Below are 18,708 nucleotides of genomic sequence, written 5' to 3'. Positions count from 1 at the left end.
ACGGACTTGTGGAGAAAAGGCTCCCGCAGGAGCCTTTCAATCTCAGTGAACTACGATTACAGCGACTGAGTGAACGTACGGGTAATTACATCCTTCTGCTGCTCTTTGGTGAGCGAGTTGAAGCGCACAGCATAACCGGATACGCGAATGGTCAGCTGCGGATACTTCTCAGGATGTTCCATCGCATCCAGCAACATCTCACGGTTCATCACGTTAACGTTCAGATGCTGACCGCCCTCAATGTTGGCTTCATGGTGGAAATATCCATCCATCAGGCCAGCAAGATTGGTTTTACGCACGTTATCATCTTTACCCAGTGCATTTGGCACGATGGAGAAAGTATAAGAGATGCCGTCTTTCGCGTAAGCAAAGGGCAGTTTCGCGACGGAGGTCAGTGAAGCCACCGCACCTTTCTGATCACGGCCGTGCATTGGGTTAGCACCCGGACCGAATGGCGCACCCGCACGACGTCCGTCTGGCGTATTACCGGTTTTCTTACCGTAAACCACGTTAGAAGTGATGGTCAGCACTGACTGAGTTGGCACCGCGTTACGGTAGGTTTGCAGTTTCTGAATTTTCTTCATGAAACGTTCAACCAAATCGCACGCCATGTCATCAACGCGAGAGTCGTTATTACCAAACTGCGGATATTCGCCTTCAATTTCAAAGTCTACCGCTAGACCATCTTCATCACGGATGGTTTTCACTTTGGCGTATTTGATGGCAGAAAGTGAGTCAGCCGCAACAGACAGACCCGCGATACCACAGGCCATGGTGCGATAAACGTCACGATCGTGAAGCGCCATCAGTGAAGCTTCGTAGCTGTACTTATCGTGCATGTAGTGAATGATATTCAGGGAGGTGACGTACTGCTTAGCCAGCCAATCCATGAAGTGATCCAGGCGCTCCATCACGATGTCGTAATCAAGAATCTCGTCAGTGATTGGTGCTTCTTTCGGACCCACCTGCATTTTCAGTTTTTCATCAACGCCACCGTTGATTGCGTACAGCAGGGTTTTTGCCAGGTTGGCACGCGCACCGAAGAACTGCATCTGCTTACCGACAATCATTGGGCTAACGCAGCAGGCGATAGCATAGTCATCGTTGTCGAAGTCAGGACGCATCAGGTCATCATTCTCATACTGCAATGAGGATGTATCGATAGACACTTTTGCGGCGTATTTCTTAAAGTTAACCGGCAGTTTTTCTGACCACAGGATGGTCATATTTGGCTCCGGAGATGGCCCCATGGTGTAAAGCGTATTCAGGAAACGGAAGGTGCTTTTAGTCACCAGAGTACGACCATCGACGCCCATACCCGCCAGTGATTCTGTTGCCCAGATTGGGTCACCGGAGAACAGCTCATCGTATTCAGGCGTACGCAGGAAGCGCACCATACGCAGTTTCATCACCAGATGGTCAATCAGTTCCTGTGCTTCTTCTTCAGTCAGTTTTCCGGCCTGAATATCGCGCTCGATATACACATCAAGGAAGGTGGATACGCGACCAAAGGACATTGCCGCACCGTTCTGAGATTTCACCGCCGCGAGATAGCCATAGTAAGTCCACTGAACGGCTTCTTGAGCATTGGTAGCGGGCAGCGAGATATCTGAACCATACTTCGCAGCCATCTCTTTGATCTGACCCAGTGCGCGGTGCTGTTCAGAGATCTCTTCACGCAGGCGAATGGTGGCTTCGAGGTCAACGCCATTCTCCATATCGCTCTGCAGAGAATTGAACTGCGCAACTTTGTCTTTCATCAGAAAATCGATGCCGTACAGCGCAACGCGGCGATAGTCACCGATGATGCGACCGCGGCCATAGGCATCCGGTAAACCCGTCAACACACCTGATTTACGGCAGCGCATGATGTCAGGGGTGTAAACATCGAACACGCCCTGGTTATGGGTTTTGCGGTAATCAGTGAAGACTTTTTTCAGCGCGGGATCAAGTTCGCGGCCATAAACCTTGCAAGAACCCTCAACCATTTTGATGCCGCCAAACGGGATGATGGCACGTTTCAGAGGTGCTTCAGTTTGCAGGCCAACGATTTTTTCCAGCGATTTGCTGATGTAGCCGGCATCGTGAGAGGTGATGGTTGAAGCCAGATCGGTGTCAAAATCTACCGGCGCGTGGGTGCGGTTCTCGATTTTGATGCCTTCAAGTACGCTGTCCCACAGCTTAGTTGTGGCCGGCGTCGCGCCAGCGAGGAAGGATTCGTCGCCTTCATACGGTGTGTAGTTTTTCTGGATAAAGTCACGGACGTTGACGCTGTTCTGCCATTCGCCGGCGCTAAATCCTTCCCAGGCTGACGCCATTTTTTCATTCAGTTCGGACATAATATACCTGCCTTATTTAGGGAGACTTTGACGTATGGCGCGCTGACTCAGCACGCCCGTACCAATTCATTAATGCACCGGCTCATCGCCACGCAGATAGATTACCCAGTAGGTCAAACCGACTAATAATCCGCCGCCAATAATGTTGCCGATGGTCACGGGAATCAGGTTGTTAACAATAAAGTCACTAACGCTTAGTGATGGGAACTGTGCTGCGCTTGAACCAGCCATTTGCCAGAATTCCGGGCTGGAAAAATCACGGATAACGATGGCCATCGGGATAAGGAACATGTTGGCAATACTATGTTCAAAACCGCAGGCAACAAACATCGCCACCGGTAGGATCATCGCAAACATTTTGTCCATCAGACTGCGGCCGGAATAACTCATCCATACCGCCAGGCAAACCATCAGGTTGGCGAGCGTGCCGAGACTCACTGCTTCAATAAAGGTGTGATGCATTTTATGGTCAGCGGTTTGCAGGACATTCAAACCCCAGGCACCATTCGCCACCATGTGTTCACCGGCTAACCAGATCAGCGCGACAAAGAACAGCGCACCAAACAGGTTACCGATATAGACCGTCAACCAGTGTCGACCGAGTTGCAGCCAGGTGATACGGCCGCTGGCTTTTGCCACCACGATCAAAACAGTTGAGGTGAACAGGTCAGCACCGCACACCACGACTAACATTAAACCGAGCGAGAAACAGATACCGCCGATCAGTTTTGCTATGCCGTAGGGCATTGCTCCACTTCCGGTGGTCGCAGTGATATAGAAGACAAATGCGATTGAGATAAATACGCCAGCAGTGATGGCAAGGAAGAAGGTGGTTAAAGGACGTTTAGTAGCTTTATATATGCCGGCTTCTTCTGCAACTTTCGCCATTGCCGCCGGTAATAATGAATTAAAAGGGTTGTCAGCTTTCACACTAACGCTCTCCAAAAATTGCCTGTAAAGATATTAACAAAGGAGTATAGGTCAGAAATTGATGTGGATCATATTTGACCGGAAGGTCGCTGATAAGCGAAGCGTAAATGCGTCTGATTTCTGATTAAACTATTGAATTTATTGTAATAAATAATTTTTAATTTATGCAAAATAAGTTGAAGGTGGCTGCGGGCAAGACTAGATTTTGTTAAATATCATTAACGATTAAAGCTGAATTGTTATTTAATAATGCACTTAAATCTCTTTGTATGATCAATATAAAAAAATGGCACTGATTTTTTCAGTGCCATTGACCAATACCCTAATTTCTATAAATGGAAATTTAAGCGTTAAGGCTATTTTTGTGACCAATAACCACGTTTAGCTGTCTGCAGCTTTTCATAGGCAGCGAGTAATGATTGATGCGCAGGGAAAGCTTTCAGATCCAGATCGACCGCTTGCAATCCATAGAAGGGCGCTTCGCCACTGATTGCCGCTGAAGCAGCCTCAACAGCAGCCTGGCCGTACATACGAATAAAGGCGCGATGATATTGTAGCGGATCGCGTTCCTCTTCCATTGCCAGCAGCAGCAAGGTTTGCAGACAGCGGTAGTAGTTTGCGCGCTCTTCACTAAAGATGGACTGATTAAACTCCATCGTCCATTCAGTCCAGATCAGAGCCTGATCCAGGTCGCCGCCGGCCAGCGCTAGCATGGCTTTCAGCTCGCCAATACGTAGCGTGTACCAGCCATTATCTTTGCCTGATGCCAGACCCAGCAGCTCGCGCACGCGAGTAAAGTCATCATGACCTTCCTCATCCAGTTGCACAATCAGCTCGAGATAGGCTTCGGGTTCCCATTGGCTGTCTGGCAGCGCCAGCAGGGTTTTGCGCAGTGGTGCGCCCATGCTGTTATTTGCCAGCAGCAGATCTTCTGCTGGATAAATATCAGACATGCCCGGCACGATAATGCGGCAAGCGTAAACACTCAGATGTTCATAGTCAGCGATATAGACTTCTTTATCTTCCGCACGGAAGATCGCCATTAGCGTATCAAACTCTTCGTGAGTGGTACCCGCAAAGCTCCAGTCGACGAAAGGATAATCGGCATCGTCTTTAAACATATCCCATGAAATCAGACCGCTTGAATCGATGAAATGCGTTTCCAGGTTAGCGTGTTCCGCTACCTCTTCATCATCGAACGTCGGCGGTGTGAACACGTCGAGATCTTTCAGACCACGGCCCTGCAGCAGCTCAGTAACGGTTCGCTCAAGTGCGACGCCAAAGTCCGGATGTGCGCCAAACGAAGCGAAGCAGGTACCATTTGCTGGATTGAACAGCACAACGCAGATAACCGGGTATTTGCCGCCGAGTGACGCATCGTATGAGAAGATTGGGAAACCTTCTGCTTCCAGACGTTCAATTGCTTCAATTACGCCAGGATAACGCTGCATCACCTCTGCTGGAATTTCTGGCAGGCTGATGGATTCGGCGATGATGCGATTCTTAATATGACGCTCAAACACTTCAGAAAGACCCTGTACACGCGCTTCGTTCGCAGTGTTACCGGCAGACATACCATTCGAAACGTACAGATTACCGATGATGTTCATCGGGATATACACTGTTTGCTGGTCAGATTGACGGGTAAATGGCAGGCCACAAATTCCACGCTCGTCATTGCCGGATTGCAGATCAATCAGCTCAGAAGCACCCAGGCTCTCATCAGGATCATAGAACTTGCGCAGGCGCGCATCCAAAATGCCTTCTGGCAGGCTGTCGTCCTCGGTGAGCGGGAACCATTTTTCATTTGGATAGTGAACAAAATCGCCATTAGCGATGGATTCACCCAACCAGAAATCGGCGAAGAAGTAGTTAGTAGAGAGGCGTTCAAAATATTCGCCCAACGCTGAAGCCAGAGCGGCTTTTTTGCTAGCACCTTTGCCATTTGTAAAGCACAGCGGGCAGTCGCGATCGCGAATGTGTACTGACCAGACGTGTGGCACCGGATTCAGCCAGGAAGCTTCTTCAATATTGAAACCAAGGTCTTTCAGTTTCTGCTGAAAGCGAGCAATGGAATCTTCCAGTGCGGCGTCTTTTCCGGGGATAAACGTTTGCGTCATGGTGGCGCTCTCTTAAGTCAATGGGGTGGGCATAAAGCGGGCAATAATACGGGTTTTATGCGTGCTTCGCTATTCAGTCAGCCAAATTTATCTCAACCTGGTTAAGGTTGTTACGCCATTCCGCTTGCCGATTTTTCTTTCTGGAACAACCTCACAAAATTCCATGACTGAATGCATTTATGACATAAGCTGCGGTGAAGCTGGCTCTGGAAATGTGATCGCTGCCGGATTAATGATTGCAGCCATCTGGAGGCAATGATAAAACCGGTTGGGTATTCATAACCGTTCGATATGACAGTGGTGAGGGGAAATGACTCAGGTTTATAATTTTAGCTCTGGCCCGGCTATGCTGCCGGTAGAAGTGCTCCGTCGCGCAGAACAAGAACTGACAAACTGGCACGGATTAGGCACCTCGGTGATGGAGATCAGTCACCGCAGTAAAGAGTTTATTGCTGTTGCAGAAGCGGCAGAACAAGATTTTCGCGATCTGCTGAAGATCCCAGCCAACTACAAAGTTTTATTCTGCCATGGCGGTGCGCGTGCGCAGTTCGCGGCCATTCCCGGCAACTTGCTGGGTGATGCAAAAAACGCGGATTATATTGACGGCGGTTACTGGGCTCACAGCGCAATTAAAGAAGCCGAGAAATTCTGCTCGCCAAATACCATTGATATTAAAACTACGCGTGATGGTAAGCGTGCTTTATTACCAATGCGTGAATGGCAGTTAAATGATGATGCGGCTTATGTCCATTTCTGCCCGAACGAAACGATTGATGGCATTGCTATCGATGAAGAGCCGGATTTTGGCGATAAAGTCGTAGTTGCCGATCTCTCTTCTACTATTCTGTCTCGTCCAATCGATGTAAGTCGCTATGGCGTGATCTACGCTGGCGCGCAAAAAAATATCGGCCCGGCGGGCTTAACCTTAGTGGTTGTGCGCGAAGATCTGCTAGGCAAAGCACAACGTTATGTGCCTTCTATCCTTGATTACAAGGTGTTGGCCGAAAATGAATCGATGTTCAACACTCCGCCGACTTTCGCATGGTATCTCTCTGGCCTGGTATTCAAATGGCTGAAAGAGAAGGGCGGCGTGGCTGAGATGGACAAGCTGAATCAGGCAAAAGCCGACTTATTGTATGGCGTGATTGATAACAGTGCGTTTTATCGCAACGATGTCGCAAGCGAAAACCGTTCACGTATGAACGTGCCATTCCAGTTAGCCGATTCTTCATTGGATAAAGTATTCCTGGAAGAGTCCCTCAAGGCTGGCCTGCACGCGCTGAAAGGTCATCGCGTGGTTGGCGGTATGCGTGCATCGATCTACAATGCGATGCCGCTGGAAGGGGTTAAAACGCTCACTGAGTTCATGGTCGACTTCGAACGTCGCCACGGCTAATTGCTTTTTCATGCCAGCTTGTCTGGTATCAGACCCCGTCACATGATGGGGTCTCGTATTTTCTGGAGATTTGGTTTCACATGCAGGACTCCCTGACTCTACAACCGATTGCTCGCGTTGACGGCACGGTAAACTTACCGGGTTCAAAAAGCGTCTCGAACCGCGCACTCTTGCTGGCCGCGCTGGCAAAGGGCACCACCCGCCTGACTAACTTGCTTGATAGCGATGACGTTAAGCACATGCTGAATGCCCTCAAAGCGCTGGGTGTCAGCTATACGCTCTCAGACGATCGCACCGTATGCGAAGTAGTAGGTAACGCGGGCCCTTTACATGCTGAAAAACCGCTTGAGCTGTTTCTCGGTAACGCAGGTACAGCGATGCGACCTTTGGCTGCCGCGCTCTGTTTGGGCGAGCAGTCAATCGTTCTGACTGGCGAGCCACGCATGAAAGAGCGTCCGATTGGTCATCTGGTTGATGCACTGCGTCAGGGCGGAGCAAAGATTGACTATCTCGAACAGACCGATTACCCGCCAGTGCGTCTTAATGGTGGTTTTGTTGGTGGGGAAGTCAGCGTCGATGGCAGTGTATCCAGCCAGTTCCTCACGGCATTGCTAATGACCGCGCCACTGGCGCAGCAAGACACCATCATCACCATAAAAGGCGATCTGGTTTCTAAGCCTTACATTGATATCACCTTGCACCTGATGCGCTGCTTTGGTGTGGATGTTGATAATCAGGACTATCAGCGTTTTGTGGTTAAAGGGCAGCAACAGTACCAGTCTCCGGGCGATTATCTGGTGGAAGGTGATGCGTCTTCTGCATCATACTTCCTCGCTGCCGCTGCCATTAAAGGGGGTACCGTACGTGTAACCGGTATTGGCCGCAACAGCGTGCAGGGCGACATCCGTTTTGCTGATGTGCTGGAAAAGATGGGCGCAGTGATTGAGTGGGGAGATGACTATATCTCTTGCACACGCGGATCGCTGACGGCAATCGATATGGATATGAACCATATTCCCGATGCGGCAATGACAATTGCAACTACTGCCCTTTTCGCTCAAGGCACCACGTTGATGCGCAACATCTATAACTGGCGCGTAAAAGAGACCGACCGTCTTGCTGCGATGGCGACTGAGTTACGCAAAGTGGGGGCGGAAGTAGAAGAAGGGCAAGACTTTATTCGTGTCACACCGCCGGCTCAGTTGCAACATGCGGACATCGGTACTTACAACGATCACCGTATGGCAATGTGCTTCGCACTGGTGGCTCTGTCCGATACGCCGGTAACCATCCTTGATCCAGGCTGCACTGCGAAAACCTTCCCGAGCTATTTCCAGCAGTTGGCGAAAATCAGTCATACTTCCTGATCGTCTAACCCGGTGCTCAGCGCCGGGTTTCTTTGCTCTCTTCTGGCCTTATCAGGCGGAAATTCTTCTGAATCTGTCTATATTTCTAGCGCTGTCTACGCTAAAGGGTACTAACCCGACGCAGGCAGCGTATAATGCCGCGCAATCCAGGCGGCCTGGAAGGGCTGACAATAAGCACGCAGCAACAGGAGAGAACAATGACGGCAATCGCCCCGGTTATTACCATCGATGGGCCAAGTGGCGCGGGTAAAGGGACTTTATGTAAAGCGATGGCGGAGTCGTTGCAGTGGCACTTACTGGATTCTGGCGCTATTTATCGCGTTTTAGCATTGGCCGCACTTCACCATCAGGTGGATATTGAGTCCGAGGAAGCATTAGTACCGATGGCTGCGCATCTTGATGTGCGTTTTCTATCGGTTGACGGTGAAATGCAGGTGGTTCTTGAAGGTGAAGATGTCACCGGTGAAATCCGCACGCAAGAAGTCAGCAACACCGCATCGCGCGTTGCCGCTTTCCCGCGGGTGCGTGAGGCATTGCTTCGACGCCAACGTGCATTCCGCGAAGAGCCCGGTTTAATCGCCGATGGACGCGATATGGGAACCGTGGTTTTCCCTGATGCGCCAGTGAAAATATTCCTCGACGCCAGCTCAGAAGAGCGTGCGCATCGCCGTATGCTACAGTTGCAGGATAAAGGCTTTAATGTTAACTTTGATCGCCTTTTATCCGAGATAAGGGAACGCGACGACCGCGATCGTAATCGTGCCATCGCCCCTTTAGTGCCTGCCACAGATGCTCTGGTACTGGATTCAACCAGTATGTCGATTGAGCAAGTGATTGAAAAGGCGCTTGATTATGCTAAGCGTAAGTTGGGCATTTAATCTTTCGGCAACCGAATTGCTGTAACCCTGTACCAAGGACCCGGTGCAGGGCATGTGAAACAACCCCATCCGACAATGAAGTCAGGTGGACGTTAAATTGAAGAATCCTAAGATTATCAATATGACTGAATCTTTTGCTCAACTCTTTGAAGAGTCCCTGAAAGAAATCGAAACCCGTCCGGGTTCCATCGTTCGTGGCGTTGTTGTCTCTATCGACAAAGACGTAGTTCTGGTTGATGCGGGTCTGAAATCTGAATCTGCAATTCCTGCAGAGCAGTTCAAGAACGCAGCCGGCGAACTGGAAATCCAGGTAGGCGACGAAGTTGACGTTGCGCTGGACGCAGTAGAAGACGGCTTCGGTGAAACCCTGCTGTCCCGTGAGAAAGCTAAACGTCACGAAGCTTGGATCACGCTGGAAAAAGCTTACGAAGACGCTGAAACTGTTACCGGTGTTATCAACGGCAAAGTTAAAGGTGGCTTCACAGTTGAGCTGAACGGTATTCGTGCGTTCCTGCCAGGTTCACTGGTAGACGTTCGTCCGGTTCGCGATACTCTGCACCTGGAAGGCAAAGAGCTTGAATTCAAAGTAATCAAGCTTGATCAGAAACGTAACAACGTCGTAGTTTCACGCCGTGCAGTTATCGAATCTGAGAACAGCGCTGAGCGCGATCAGCTGCTGGAAAACCTGCAGGAAGGCATGGAAGTTAAAGGTATCGTTAAGAACCTCACTGACTACGGTGCATTCGTGGATCTGGGCGGCGTTGACGGCCTGTTGCACATTACCGATATGGCTTGGAAACGCGTTAAGCATCCGAGCGAAATCGTCAACGTGGGCGACGAAATCACTGTTAAAGTGCTGAAGTTCGACCGCGAGCGTACCCGTGTATCTCTGGGCCTGAAACAGCTGGGCGAAGATCCTTGGGTTGCTATCGCTAAGCGCTATCCAGAAGGCACTCGCCTGACTGGTCGTGTAACCAACCTGACTGATTACGGCTGCTTCGTAGAAATCGAAGAAGGCGTTGAAGGTCTGGTACACGTTTCAGAAATGGACTGGACCAACAAAAACATCCATCCGTCTAAAGTTGTAAACGTAGGCGATGTGGTTGAAGTAATGGTTCTGGACATCGATGAAGAGCGTCGTCGTATCTCCCTGGGTCTGAAGCAGTGCAAATCTAACCCATGGCAGCTGTTCGCTGAGACCCACAACAAAGGCGATCGCGTTGAAGGTAAAATCAAGTCAATCACTGACTTTGGTATCTTCATCGGCCTGGACGGTGGCATCGACGGTCTGGTTCACCTGTCTGACATCTCCTGGAACGCGACTGGCGAAGAAGCCGTTCGTGAGTACAAAAAAGGCGACGAAATCGCTGCCGTTGTACTGCAGGTTGATGCAGAGCGCGAGCGCATCTCTCTGGGCGTGAAGCAGTTGGCTGAAGATCCATTCAACAACTACATCACCCTGAACAAGAAAGGCGCTATCGTGACTGGTAAAGTCACTGCAGTTGACGCGAAAGGTGCTACAGTAGAATTAGCTGACGGCGTAGAGGGTTACCTGCGCGCTTCTGAAGCTTCTCTGGACCGCATCGAAGACGCAACTCTGGTTCTGAGTGTTGGTGACGACGTTGAAGCTAAATTCACCGGCGTTGACCGTAAGAACCGCGTTGTGAGCCTGTCTGTTCGTGCTAAAGACCAGGCTGATGAGAAAGAAGCTATCAACACTGTTAACACCAAACAGGATGAAGGCAGCAACTTCTCTAGCGCGATGGCTGAAGCGTTCAAAGCGGCTAAAGGCGAGTAATCGACCTAAGGCACCGGACGATGAAAATCGTCCGGTTTCGGTAAAAGCTGTCATACCTTTCCAAATAAGGATTAACCGGAGGTTACATGACCAAGTCAGAACTAATTGAGAGACTTGCTGGCCAGCATACTCATATTCCGGCGAAAGTCGTTGAGGATGCGGTCAAAGAGATGCTTGAGCACATGGCCACTACGTTGGCCCAGGGCGAGCGCATTGAAATCCGGGGATTCGGCAGCTTTTCTTTGCATTACCGTGCACCGCGTACGGGTCGTAACCCGAAAACGGGCGACAAAGTGGATCTGGAAGGTAAATACGTTCCCCACTTTAAGCCGGGCAAAGAATTGCGTGACCGTGCGAACATCTACGGCTAAGCCGTTACCGAACGATAAAAACGACACTTTAGGGTGTCGTTTTTTTTTGTTTAAAGTATGCGGAATTGAGACCTGCTTTCCAAAATGAAGTCTCATCAATGTAATCTCTGCAAAAGTCTCGGAATCCATCGCGACACACTCTCTTTTCAATGAAGTAAATCCCTGCTTTTCTCGGCACACTCTTCCGCCAATGAGGGAGAGTAATGATGCATATGAACTGGATTGTTCTGGCCAGATTGATGATTGCCTCGGCATTGCCGTTGGGCATATTGCCGCACATACCCGCAGCCAACGGAATAGTCATCATGGTTGTATTCGCTGTGGCGCTTGGGTTGATGCCAATCACGTTGCTACGGCTTGCAGGGATTGCTCTCTTAATGTTGGCCTGGACATTGACTGAAGCCCGCCAGATGGTCAATGCCATCGGGGATCTGACTGCCGCCACAATTGAAGCCACTGTACGGGTGACTGAAGTTCGTGAACAGAAGCAGCAATTAACCGTGCAAATCTTGCGTGTCGGTCAGCGTTATCAGTTTCCACCTCTCTTTGTCACGCTCAATAATGCTTCGATGGAGCAACCGTACTGTGCCGGTCAGCGCTGGCAGATGAAACTGCGACTGCGTGCCGTCCACGGCAGATTAAATCAAGGCGAGTTCGATCTGCAGCGCTTTGCCTTGTCTAATCACACGCCGCTGCAAGGGCGCATCATCAGTCAGCAGGTGGAATCGCTTACTTGCAACTGGCGGACGCGTTTAATCAATCATCATCTACCCGCATTCGATACGCTCAAACAACCGGCAATTATGCAGGCTTTAGCGTTTGGTATACGTATCAACATGACTGAAGAGCAGCGACAGTTGCTGCGGGAAACAGGTACTGCCCACTTGATGGCAATCTCGGGAATGCATATTGCATTAGCTGCCAGCGTTGGATGGCTGTTGGCGCGTGCTATCCAGGTAATTTTGCCGGGTCATTTGATTGGTCATTTATTTCCGCTGCTGGTTAGTGTTATGACCGCAGCGACTTACACGTGGGTTTCTGGCAGTCATGCACCGGCCCAGCGCGCGATGATCGCGCTCATATTATGGATAGGGATGCGCAGCGTCGGTTGGCAGCTCAGTGGCTGGCAAGTCTGGACGTTATGTATCGGCGCTTTGCTGGTACTGGATCCATTAACTGTGCTGTCAGAAAGCTTTTGGTTGTCGGCACTGGCGGTCGCGATGCTGATTGCCTGGTATCAATGGTTTCCATTACCACATCGCTTTCGCGCAAAGCGTCGATGGCTGTTATTGCAATTGCTACATCTGCAGTTAGGAATGATGATCCTCATGGCTCCACTACAAATCTTCCTGTTTCAGGGAATAAGCCTGAGTGCGTTATTAGCAAATCTGATCGCGGTGCCGGTTGTGTCTTTTGTCACGGTGCCACTGATATTGCTGGCAATGCTATTGCCAGTGCCGCTGATTTCAACGGGATTATGGTCTCTGGCGGATCTTTCCATAAGCCAGGTCATGCTCCTGCTGCAGTGGTTACCCGCTGGCTGGTGGGCATGGAGCGATACGTTACCTGCTATCGTGCTGCTGTGGGTAGGATTAGTTCTCTGGCGCAGCAAGCTGATTTATCGCAGTGTGATGCCGTGCTTTAGCCTGATACTCGCAATCATCCTTTGGCGCAGCGCTTCACAGCGTGATGACTGGCAAATCGACATGATTGATGTGGGGCATGGCCTGGCGATTGCCATTACACAGGGCAATGAAGTGGTGATGTATGACGTTGGACCGGGTTGGAAACAGGATGATGCCGGTTCGCGCGTCATTCTGCCATGGTTGCAGTATCACGGCAGAAGCCTCCATTCTTTGATATTAAGCCACAAGCATCTTGATCACCGTGGTGGGCTACACTCATTGCTCAAAGTTAATCCAGCGGTAGCAATTCGTAGTGCCCTGGCGGAAGACGGACACCTGCCATGCTTCCGTGGTCAGCGATGGCTGTGGGGCAAATTGCAATTTACCGCTTTGTGGCCGCCGGAGAATCAGACCCAGGGACAAAATAACGATTCCTGTGTGGTGCGAGTCGATGACGGGCTCTTTAGCGTGTTACTCACCGGGGATATTGAGTTAGAAGCCGAGAGAAAAATTGTCGCGCTGGAAAAAGAGGCTCTGAACGCGACAATTTTGCAGGTTCCGCACCATGGTAGTCGGACTTCATCAGGCGCATTACTGTTACGTAATGTTGCTGGGAAAGCAGCATTTGCTTCGGTGGCGCGGTATAACGCCTGGCGTATGCCTGCGCCAGCCGTGGTGCAACGCTATCGTCAGCAAGGCTATATGTGGTACGACACGGCACAATCGGGTCAGATTCATGTGGGTATCAGACAAGGTCATTGGCAAATTAAGGGCTTAAGAGAGCAAATAATGCCTCGATGGTACCATCAGTGGTTTGGCGTCAAACGCGATTCCAGGTAGAATGAGCGGCTATTTCAAACAGCGTGAATAAATAATGCATCAAGATAAAGATCTCTCAACGTGGCAGACATTCCGTCGACTCTGGCCGATGATTGCGCCCCACAAGGCTGGCTTGTATGTGTCAGCGGTGGCGCTGATACTCAATGCGGCAGGCGATACCCTGATGCTCTCTCTGTTGAAACCTTTACTGGATGATGGCTTCGGTAAAGCAGACAGATCCGTAATGCTGTGGATGCCGCTGGTGGTAATAGGCCTGATGCTGGTACGTGGCGTGACCAGCTATATCTCCAGTTACTGCATCTCATGGGTGTCCGGCAACGTGGTCATGAACATGCGTCGCCGCCTGTTCGGCCATATGATGGGCATGCCGGTAACCTTCTTTGATCAGCAATCAACGGGGACGCTGCTGTCACGCATCACCTACGATTCTGAACAGGTGGCCTCTTCCTCTTCCAGTGCACTGGTTACGGTGGTGCGTGAAGGGGCCTCAATCATTGGCCTGTTCATCATGATGTTCTATTACAGCTGGCAGCTGTCTTTGATTCTCATTGTGCTGGCACCGATCGTCTCCTTTGCTATTCGTACTGTTTCCAAACGTTTCCGCAGCATCAGTAAGAACATGCAGAACACCATGGGACAGGTCACCACCAGCGCCGAACAGATGCTAAAAGGGCATAAAGAAGTGCTGATCTTTGGTGGCCAGGAAGTGGAGGCCAAGCGTTTTTCTCAGGTCAGTAACAGGATGCGCCAACAAGGCATGAAACTGGTGTCAGCATCTTCAATCTCTGATCCGGTAATCCAGTTGATTGCCTCGCTGGCACTGGCATTTGTGCTTTATGCCGCCAGTTTCCCAAGCGTGATGGAAACGCTGACAGCCGGTACCATCACCGTGGTGTTCTCATCAATGATCGCCCTGATGCGTCCGCTCAAGTCACTGACCAACGTGAATGCGCAGTTCCAGCGTGGTATGGCGGCTTGTCAGACGCTGTTCTCGATTCTTGACAGTGAGCAGGAAGTGGATAACGGCAAGCGTGAAATGGATCGTGCTAAGGGTGATGTGGAATTCCGCAACGTGACTTTTACCTATCCAGGCCGTGAAATTCCTGCGCTGCGTGATATCAACCTGTCGCTGCCTGCCGGTAAAACCGTTGCACTGGTCGGCCGTTCTGGCTCTGGTAAATCCACTATGGCCAGCTTGCTGACGCGCTTCTACGACATTGATAGCGGTGAAATTCTGCTGGATGGCCACGATCTGCGCGAATACACCCTGCGTTCACTGCGTAATCAAGTGGCATTGGTTTCCCAGAACGTTCATCTCTTCAACGACACCGTCGCCAACAACATTTCTTATGCCCGTAATGGTCAATACACGCGCGAGCAAATCGAGCAGGCTGCGACCATGGCGCATGCAATGGACTTCATCCAGAAGATGGATAATGGCCTTGATACCGTGATAGGTGAGAATGGCGTGCTGCTTTCCGGTGGTCAGCGTCAGCGTATTGCGATTGCGCGTGCGTTACTACGCGACTGCCCGATTTTGATTCTCGATGAAGCCACATCAGCGCTCGATACCGAATCTGAGCGGGCGATTCAGGCCGCACTTGATGAGCTGCAGAAAAATCGCACCTCACTGGTGATTGCGCACCGTCTGTCGACCATTGAGAAAGCCGATGAGATCGTCGTAGTTGAAGATGGTCGCATTGTCGAACGCGGTACTCACAGCGTGCTGCTTGAACAGAAGGGCGCCTATGCGCAGCTTCACAAACTGCAGTTCGGTCAATGATCGAACGCATCTGGAGCGGGCGCTCGCCGTTATGGCTGCTGCTATGGCCACTGAGTCTGCTTTATGGGGCGATCACCCTATTGATTCGCCTCAGCTTCCAGCGCGGTTGGCGAAAAAGTTGGCGCGCGCCTTGCCCTGTGATTGTGGTGGGGAACCTCACCGCAGGTGGGAATGGTAAAACGCCCGTAGTGATTTGGTTGGTGCAGGCGCTGCAACAACGTGGAGTACGTGCTGGCGTGGTGTCGCGGGGTTACGGCGGAAAAGCTGAACGTTATCCGCTGCTGGTTACCGCTGAAACGCCCACGGCGCAGGCTGGCGATGAGCCTGTGCTGATCGCTCAACGCACGCAGGTGCCGGTCGCCGTTGCGCCACAGCGGCGTCTGGCGGTAGAAGGCTTGCTCGCTGCGCACGATCTGGATGTGATTATCACCGATGATGGCCTGCAGCATTACGCGCTGCAGCGCGATCGCGAAATCGTGGTGGTGGATGGAATGCGTCGTTTTGGCAATGGCTGGTGGTTACCGGCTGGGCCGATGCGTGAACGCGCCTCACGACTTAGCACCGTAAATGGGGTGATCGTTAACGGCGGCGATGCGCAGGCGGGCGAAATTGCGATGTCATTGCAGCCCGGTCTGGCGGTCAACCTGATCAACGGTGCAAGCGTGGCGTTAGCGCAATTGCCGGAAATTGTCGCGATGGCCGGCATTGGTCATCCACCGCGCTTCTTCAACACGCTTAAACAGCAAGGCATTAAGCCAGTGGCTGAAATTGCCTTCGCCGATCACCACGCTTACAGCGAAGACGAATTGCGTCGTCTAACTCAGGCAGATCAGTGCTTGCTGATGACGGAAAAAGATGCTGTGAAATGTCGTAGCTTCGCTCGCCCAAACTGGTGGTATCTGCCGGTTGATGCGCATCTGCAAGGCGCAGCGGTGGCAACCTTGTTAGACGATATCACCCATCTCTGCACTACCGCGCGCGACGCCCGTTCGCGCTAACCACCGAAAAGGGAATGGAGCCATGAACCTCGTCGCTTCCCTCTCGTTGCAAACTGCTCGTCATCTGCATCTGGCTGCTCAGGGACTGTTACGTCCTTTGGGCCGCCGGGCGCGCTTTGCCGATATTCACGCGACTGTGCGTCAGATGTCTTTGCTGCAAATCGATACCATTAATGTGGTGGCACGCAGTCCTTATCTGGTGCTGTTTAGCCGCCTTGGCGCATATCAGGCCAATTGGCTGGAAGAGGCGTTGGCCTCGGGCGCGTTATTTGAATATTGGGCACATGAAGCCTGTTTTATTCCCTTCGAAGATTACCCGTTGCTGCGCCATCGCATGCTGGAACCGCAGCGACTTGGTTGGAAATACAACCAACAGTGGGTCGAGGAACATCAACAGGAAATCACTGACCTGCTGCAACACATCTCCGCCAATGGTCCGGTGCGAGCCGCTGATTTCAGTAATGATAAACAGACCAAACCGGGCTGGTGGGCGTGGAAACCGCATAAGCGTCATCTAGAGAATTTGTTCAGCGCCGGTCAGTTGATGGTGGTGGAGCGGCGTAACTTCCAGCGGGTTTACGATCTGCACAGCCGTGTAATGCCAGAATGGATTGATGAACAGCATGCGCTGAGTGAAGACGAAGCGGTGATACAGATGTTGAGTCACAGCGCGCGCAGCCTCGGCATTTTCCGTGGCAGTTGGTTAGCCGATTATTACCGGCTCAAACGCGCACCGCTCAAGTCATGGCTTGAGGATGCGGCTGCGCGCGGAGAAATTGTGCGTGTTGAGGTCGAGCAACTGGGCGAAATGTGGTTACACCACGCATTATTGCCGCTGCTGGAAAAGCCACTCTCGGCCACGCATACCGTGCTGTTGTCACCCTTTGATCCGGTGGTATGGGATCGTCGTCGCGCGCTGGAGCTGTTTAATTTTGATTATCGTATTGAGTGCTACACGCCAGCGGAGAAGCGCAAATATGGTTACTTTGTCCTGCCTGTCCTACATCGCGGCTTATTGAAAGCGCGCATCGACGCCAAAATGGAGCGTCAGGCGCAGCAATTAGTGATTCGTGCATTCTGGCTGGAAGAAAGCACACGCGTCAGTAACGCTTTCCTTAGTGACGTTCAAAAAGCCATTAATCGCTTTGCTGCGTGGCAAGGTGCCAATGAAGTGATTATCGAAAATGCGCCGGCAGAACTGCTGGCTGCCTGGTCAAATCGCTGGTCGATTGGTGAATAAAGCCGCCATTTTTCTGGCTTGAGTGCGCCATTCACGCGCACGCTATTATGATATGCTAACCGCCTGAAGCGGTCCTGAATGGAGAAGATTATGGATCACCGTTTACTCGAAATCGTTGCCTGCCCGGTATGCAACGGAAAACTCTATTTCAACAAAGAGCAGCAAGAGCTGATCTGTAAACCGGATGGCCTGGCTTACCCGGTACGTGACGGTATTCCAGTGCTGCTGGAAGTGGAAGCGCGTACGCTGTCTGTTGAAGAGATCCATCCATGAGTTTTGTTGCCATTATTCCTGCACGTTATGCTTCAACCCGTCTGCCCGGCAAACCGCTGGTGGATATTCAGGGTAAACCGATGGTGCTGCACGTTATGGAACGCGCCCGTGAATCGGGTGCCGATCGCGTAATTGTCGCCACCGATCATCCGGATGTGGCTGCGGCGGTAACGGCGGCTGGCGGCGAAGTGTGCATGACGCGGGTCGATCATCAGTCCGGTACTGAGCGTTTGGCCGAAGTGATCGAAAAGTATCAGTTTGCCGACGACACCATCATCGTTAACGTGCAGGGCGACGAGCCGATGATCCCGGCGGAGATTGTACGTCAGGTGGCAGGTAATCTGGCGCAATCTGAAGCCGGGATGGCGACGCTGGCGGTGCCGATCACCGATGCAGAAGAAGCCTTTAACCCGAACGCGGTGAAAGTGGTGATGGACGCCAAAGGTTATGCGCTCTACTTCTCACGCGCCACCATTCCCTGGGATCGCGAGCGTTATGCGCGTTCGCGCGAGCAGATTGGCGACACGCTGCTCCGCCACATTGGTATCTACGCCTATCGCGCCGGTTTCATCCGTCGCTACATTGCGTGGGAACCTTGCCCGCTGGAGCACATTGAGTTGCTCGAACAGCTGCGCGTGCTGTGGTACGGTGAAAAGATTCACGTCGCGGTGGCAAAAACTATCCCAAGTGTTGGGGTGGATACGCCGGAAGACCTTGAGCGGGTTCGTCTCGCTATGCAGGGTTAATCTC

General features: G+C 51.5%; 14 protein-coding genes. 11 read left to right on the top strand and 3 right to left on the bottom strand.

Going from position 1 to position 18,708, the window contains the following annotated elements; all coding sequences use genetic code 11:
* Positions 1–56 precede the first annotated feature (56 nt).
* The 3 genes from pflB to ycaO all read right to left on the bottom strand — a co-directional run bounded on the left by pflB (position 57) and on the right by ycaO (position 5,389).
* On the bottom strand, positions 57–2,339 hold the full coding sequence (gene pflB / locus K5Y30_RS05535) for a formate C-acetyltransferase (protein WP_101760962.1): 2,283 nt from the start codon (positions 2,337–2,339) through the stop codon (positions 57–59).
* Positions 2,340–2,408: 69 nt separating this feature from the next.
* Positions 2,409–3,269, bottom strand: coding sequence for a formate transporter FocA (focA, locus tag K5Y30_RS05530; RefSeq protein WP_222210657.1), 861 nt, complete (start codon positions 3,267–3,269; stop codon positions 2,409–2,411).
* Between the two features lie 356 nt (positions 3,270–3,625).
* The gene (ycaO, locus tag K5Y30_RS05525; protein WP_222210656.1) at positions 3,626–5,389 is read right to left on the bottom strand and encodes a 30S ribosomal protein S12 methylthiotransferase accessory factor YcaO; all 1,764 of its coding nucleotides are present in this window, start codon (positions 5,387–5,389) and stop codon (positions 3,626–3,628) included.
* Between the two features lie 310 nt (positions 5,390–5,699).
* Between ycaO and serC the strand changes: the two genes are divergently transcribed.
* The 11 genes from serC (at position 5,700) to kdsB (ending at position 18,704) form a co-directional block, all read left to right on the top strand.
* Entirely contained in the window at positions 5,700–6,785 is a 1,086-nt protein-coding gene (gene serC, locus K5Y30_RS05520) for a 3-phosphoserine/phosphohydroxythreonine transaminase (RefSeq protein WP_192413866.1), read from the top strand.
* 80 nt (positions 6,786–6,865) lie between these two features.
* On the top strand, positions 6,866–8,152 hold the full coding sequence (aroA, locus tag K5Y30_RS05515) for a 3-phosphoshikimate 1-carboxyvinyltransferase (RefSeq protein WP_222181737.1): 1,287 nt from the start codon (positions 6,866–6,868) through the stop codon (positions 8,150–8,152).
* 197 nt (positions 8,153–8,349) lie between these two features.
* Positions 8,350–9,030, top strand: coding sequence for a (d)CMP kinase (gene cmk / locus K5Y30_RS05510; RefSeq protein ID WP_222210655.1), 681 nt, complete (start codon positions 8,350–8,352; stop codon positions 9,028–9,030).
* A gap of 121 nt (positions 9,031–9,151) precedes the next feature.
* Positions 9,152–10,828, top strand: coding sequence for a 30S ribosomal protein S1 (rpsA, locus tag K5Y30_RS05505; protein ID WP_052025984.1), 1,677 nt, complete (start codon positions 9,152–9,154; stop codon positions 10,826–10,828).
* Between the two features lie 86 nt (positions 10,829–10,914).
* Positions 10,915–11,199: an integration host factor subunit beta gene (gene ihfB, locus K5Y30_RS05500; protein WP_003849360.1), complete on the top strand. Its 285-nt coding sequence runs from the start codon at positions 10,915–10,917 to the stop codon at positions 11,197–11,199.
* A 206-nt stretch (positions 11,200–11,405) separates the two neighbouring features.
* Positions 11,406–13,664 carry a DNA internalization-related competence protein ComEC/Rec2 gene (locus K5Y30_RS05495; RefSeq protein ID WP_222210931.1) on the top strand — a complete coding sequence of 753 codons (2,259 nt, stop codon included), beginning with the start codon at positions 11,406–11,408 and terminating at the stop codon, positions 13,662–13,664.
* Between the two features lie 34 nt (positions 13,665–13,698).
* Complete coding sequence (gene msbA, locus K5Y30_RS05490; protein ID WP_101760956.1) at positions 13,699–15,447, top strand: lipid A ABC transporter ATP-binding protein/permease MsbA; 1,749 nt, start codon at positions 13,699–13,701, stop codon at positions 15,445–15,447.
* Entirely contained in the window at positions 15,444–16,445 is a 1,002-nt protein-coding gene (gene lpxK / locus K5Y30_RS05485) for a tetraacyldisaccharide 4'-kinase (protein WP_222181739.1), read from the top strand. Before msbA ends, lpxK begins: the two co-directional genes overlap by 4 nt.
* A gap of 22 nt (positions 16,446–16,467) precedes the next feature.
* Positions 16,468–17,685: a winged helix-turn-helix domain-containing protein gene (locus K5Y30_RS05480; RefSeq protein ID WP_222181740.1), complete on the top strand. Its 1,218-nt coding sequence runs from the start codon at positions 16,468–16,470 to the stop codon at positions 17,683–17,685.
* Between the two features lie 90 nt (positions 17,686–17,775).
* On the top strand, positions 17,776–17,958 hold the full coding sequence (locus K5Y30_RS05475; protein ID WP_007887424.1) for a Trm112 family protein: 183 nt from the start codon (positions 17,776–17,778) through the stop codon (positions 17,956–17,958).
* Positions 17,955–18,704, top strand: coding sequence for a 3-deoxy-manno-octulosonate cytidylyltransferase (gene kdsB / locus K5Y30_RS05470; RefSeq protein WP_049851021.1), 750 nt, complete (start codon positions 17,955–17,957; stop codon positions 18,702–18,704). Before K5Y30_RS05475 ends, kdsB begins: the two co-directional genes overlap by 4 nt.
* Positions 18,705–18,708: the final 4 nt, after the last annotated feature.

The organism is Pantoea sp. DY-5 (assembly GCF_019795955.1).
In the GTDB taxonomy this organism is placed as follows: domain Bacteria; phylum Pseudomonadota; class Gammaproteobacteria; order Enterobacterales; family Enterobacteriaceae; genus Pantoea; species Pantoea leporis.
This window is presented reverse-complemented; position numbering and strand designations above follow the sequence as displayed.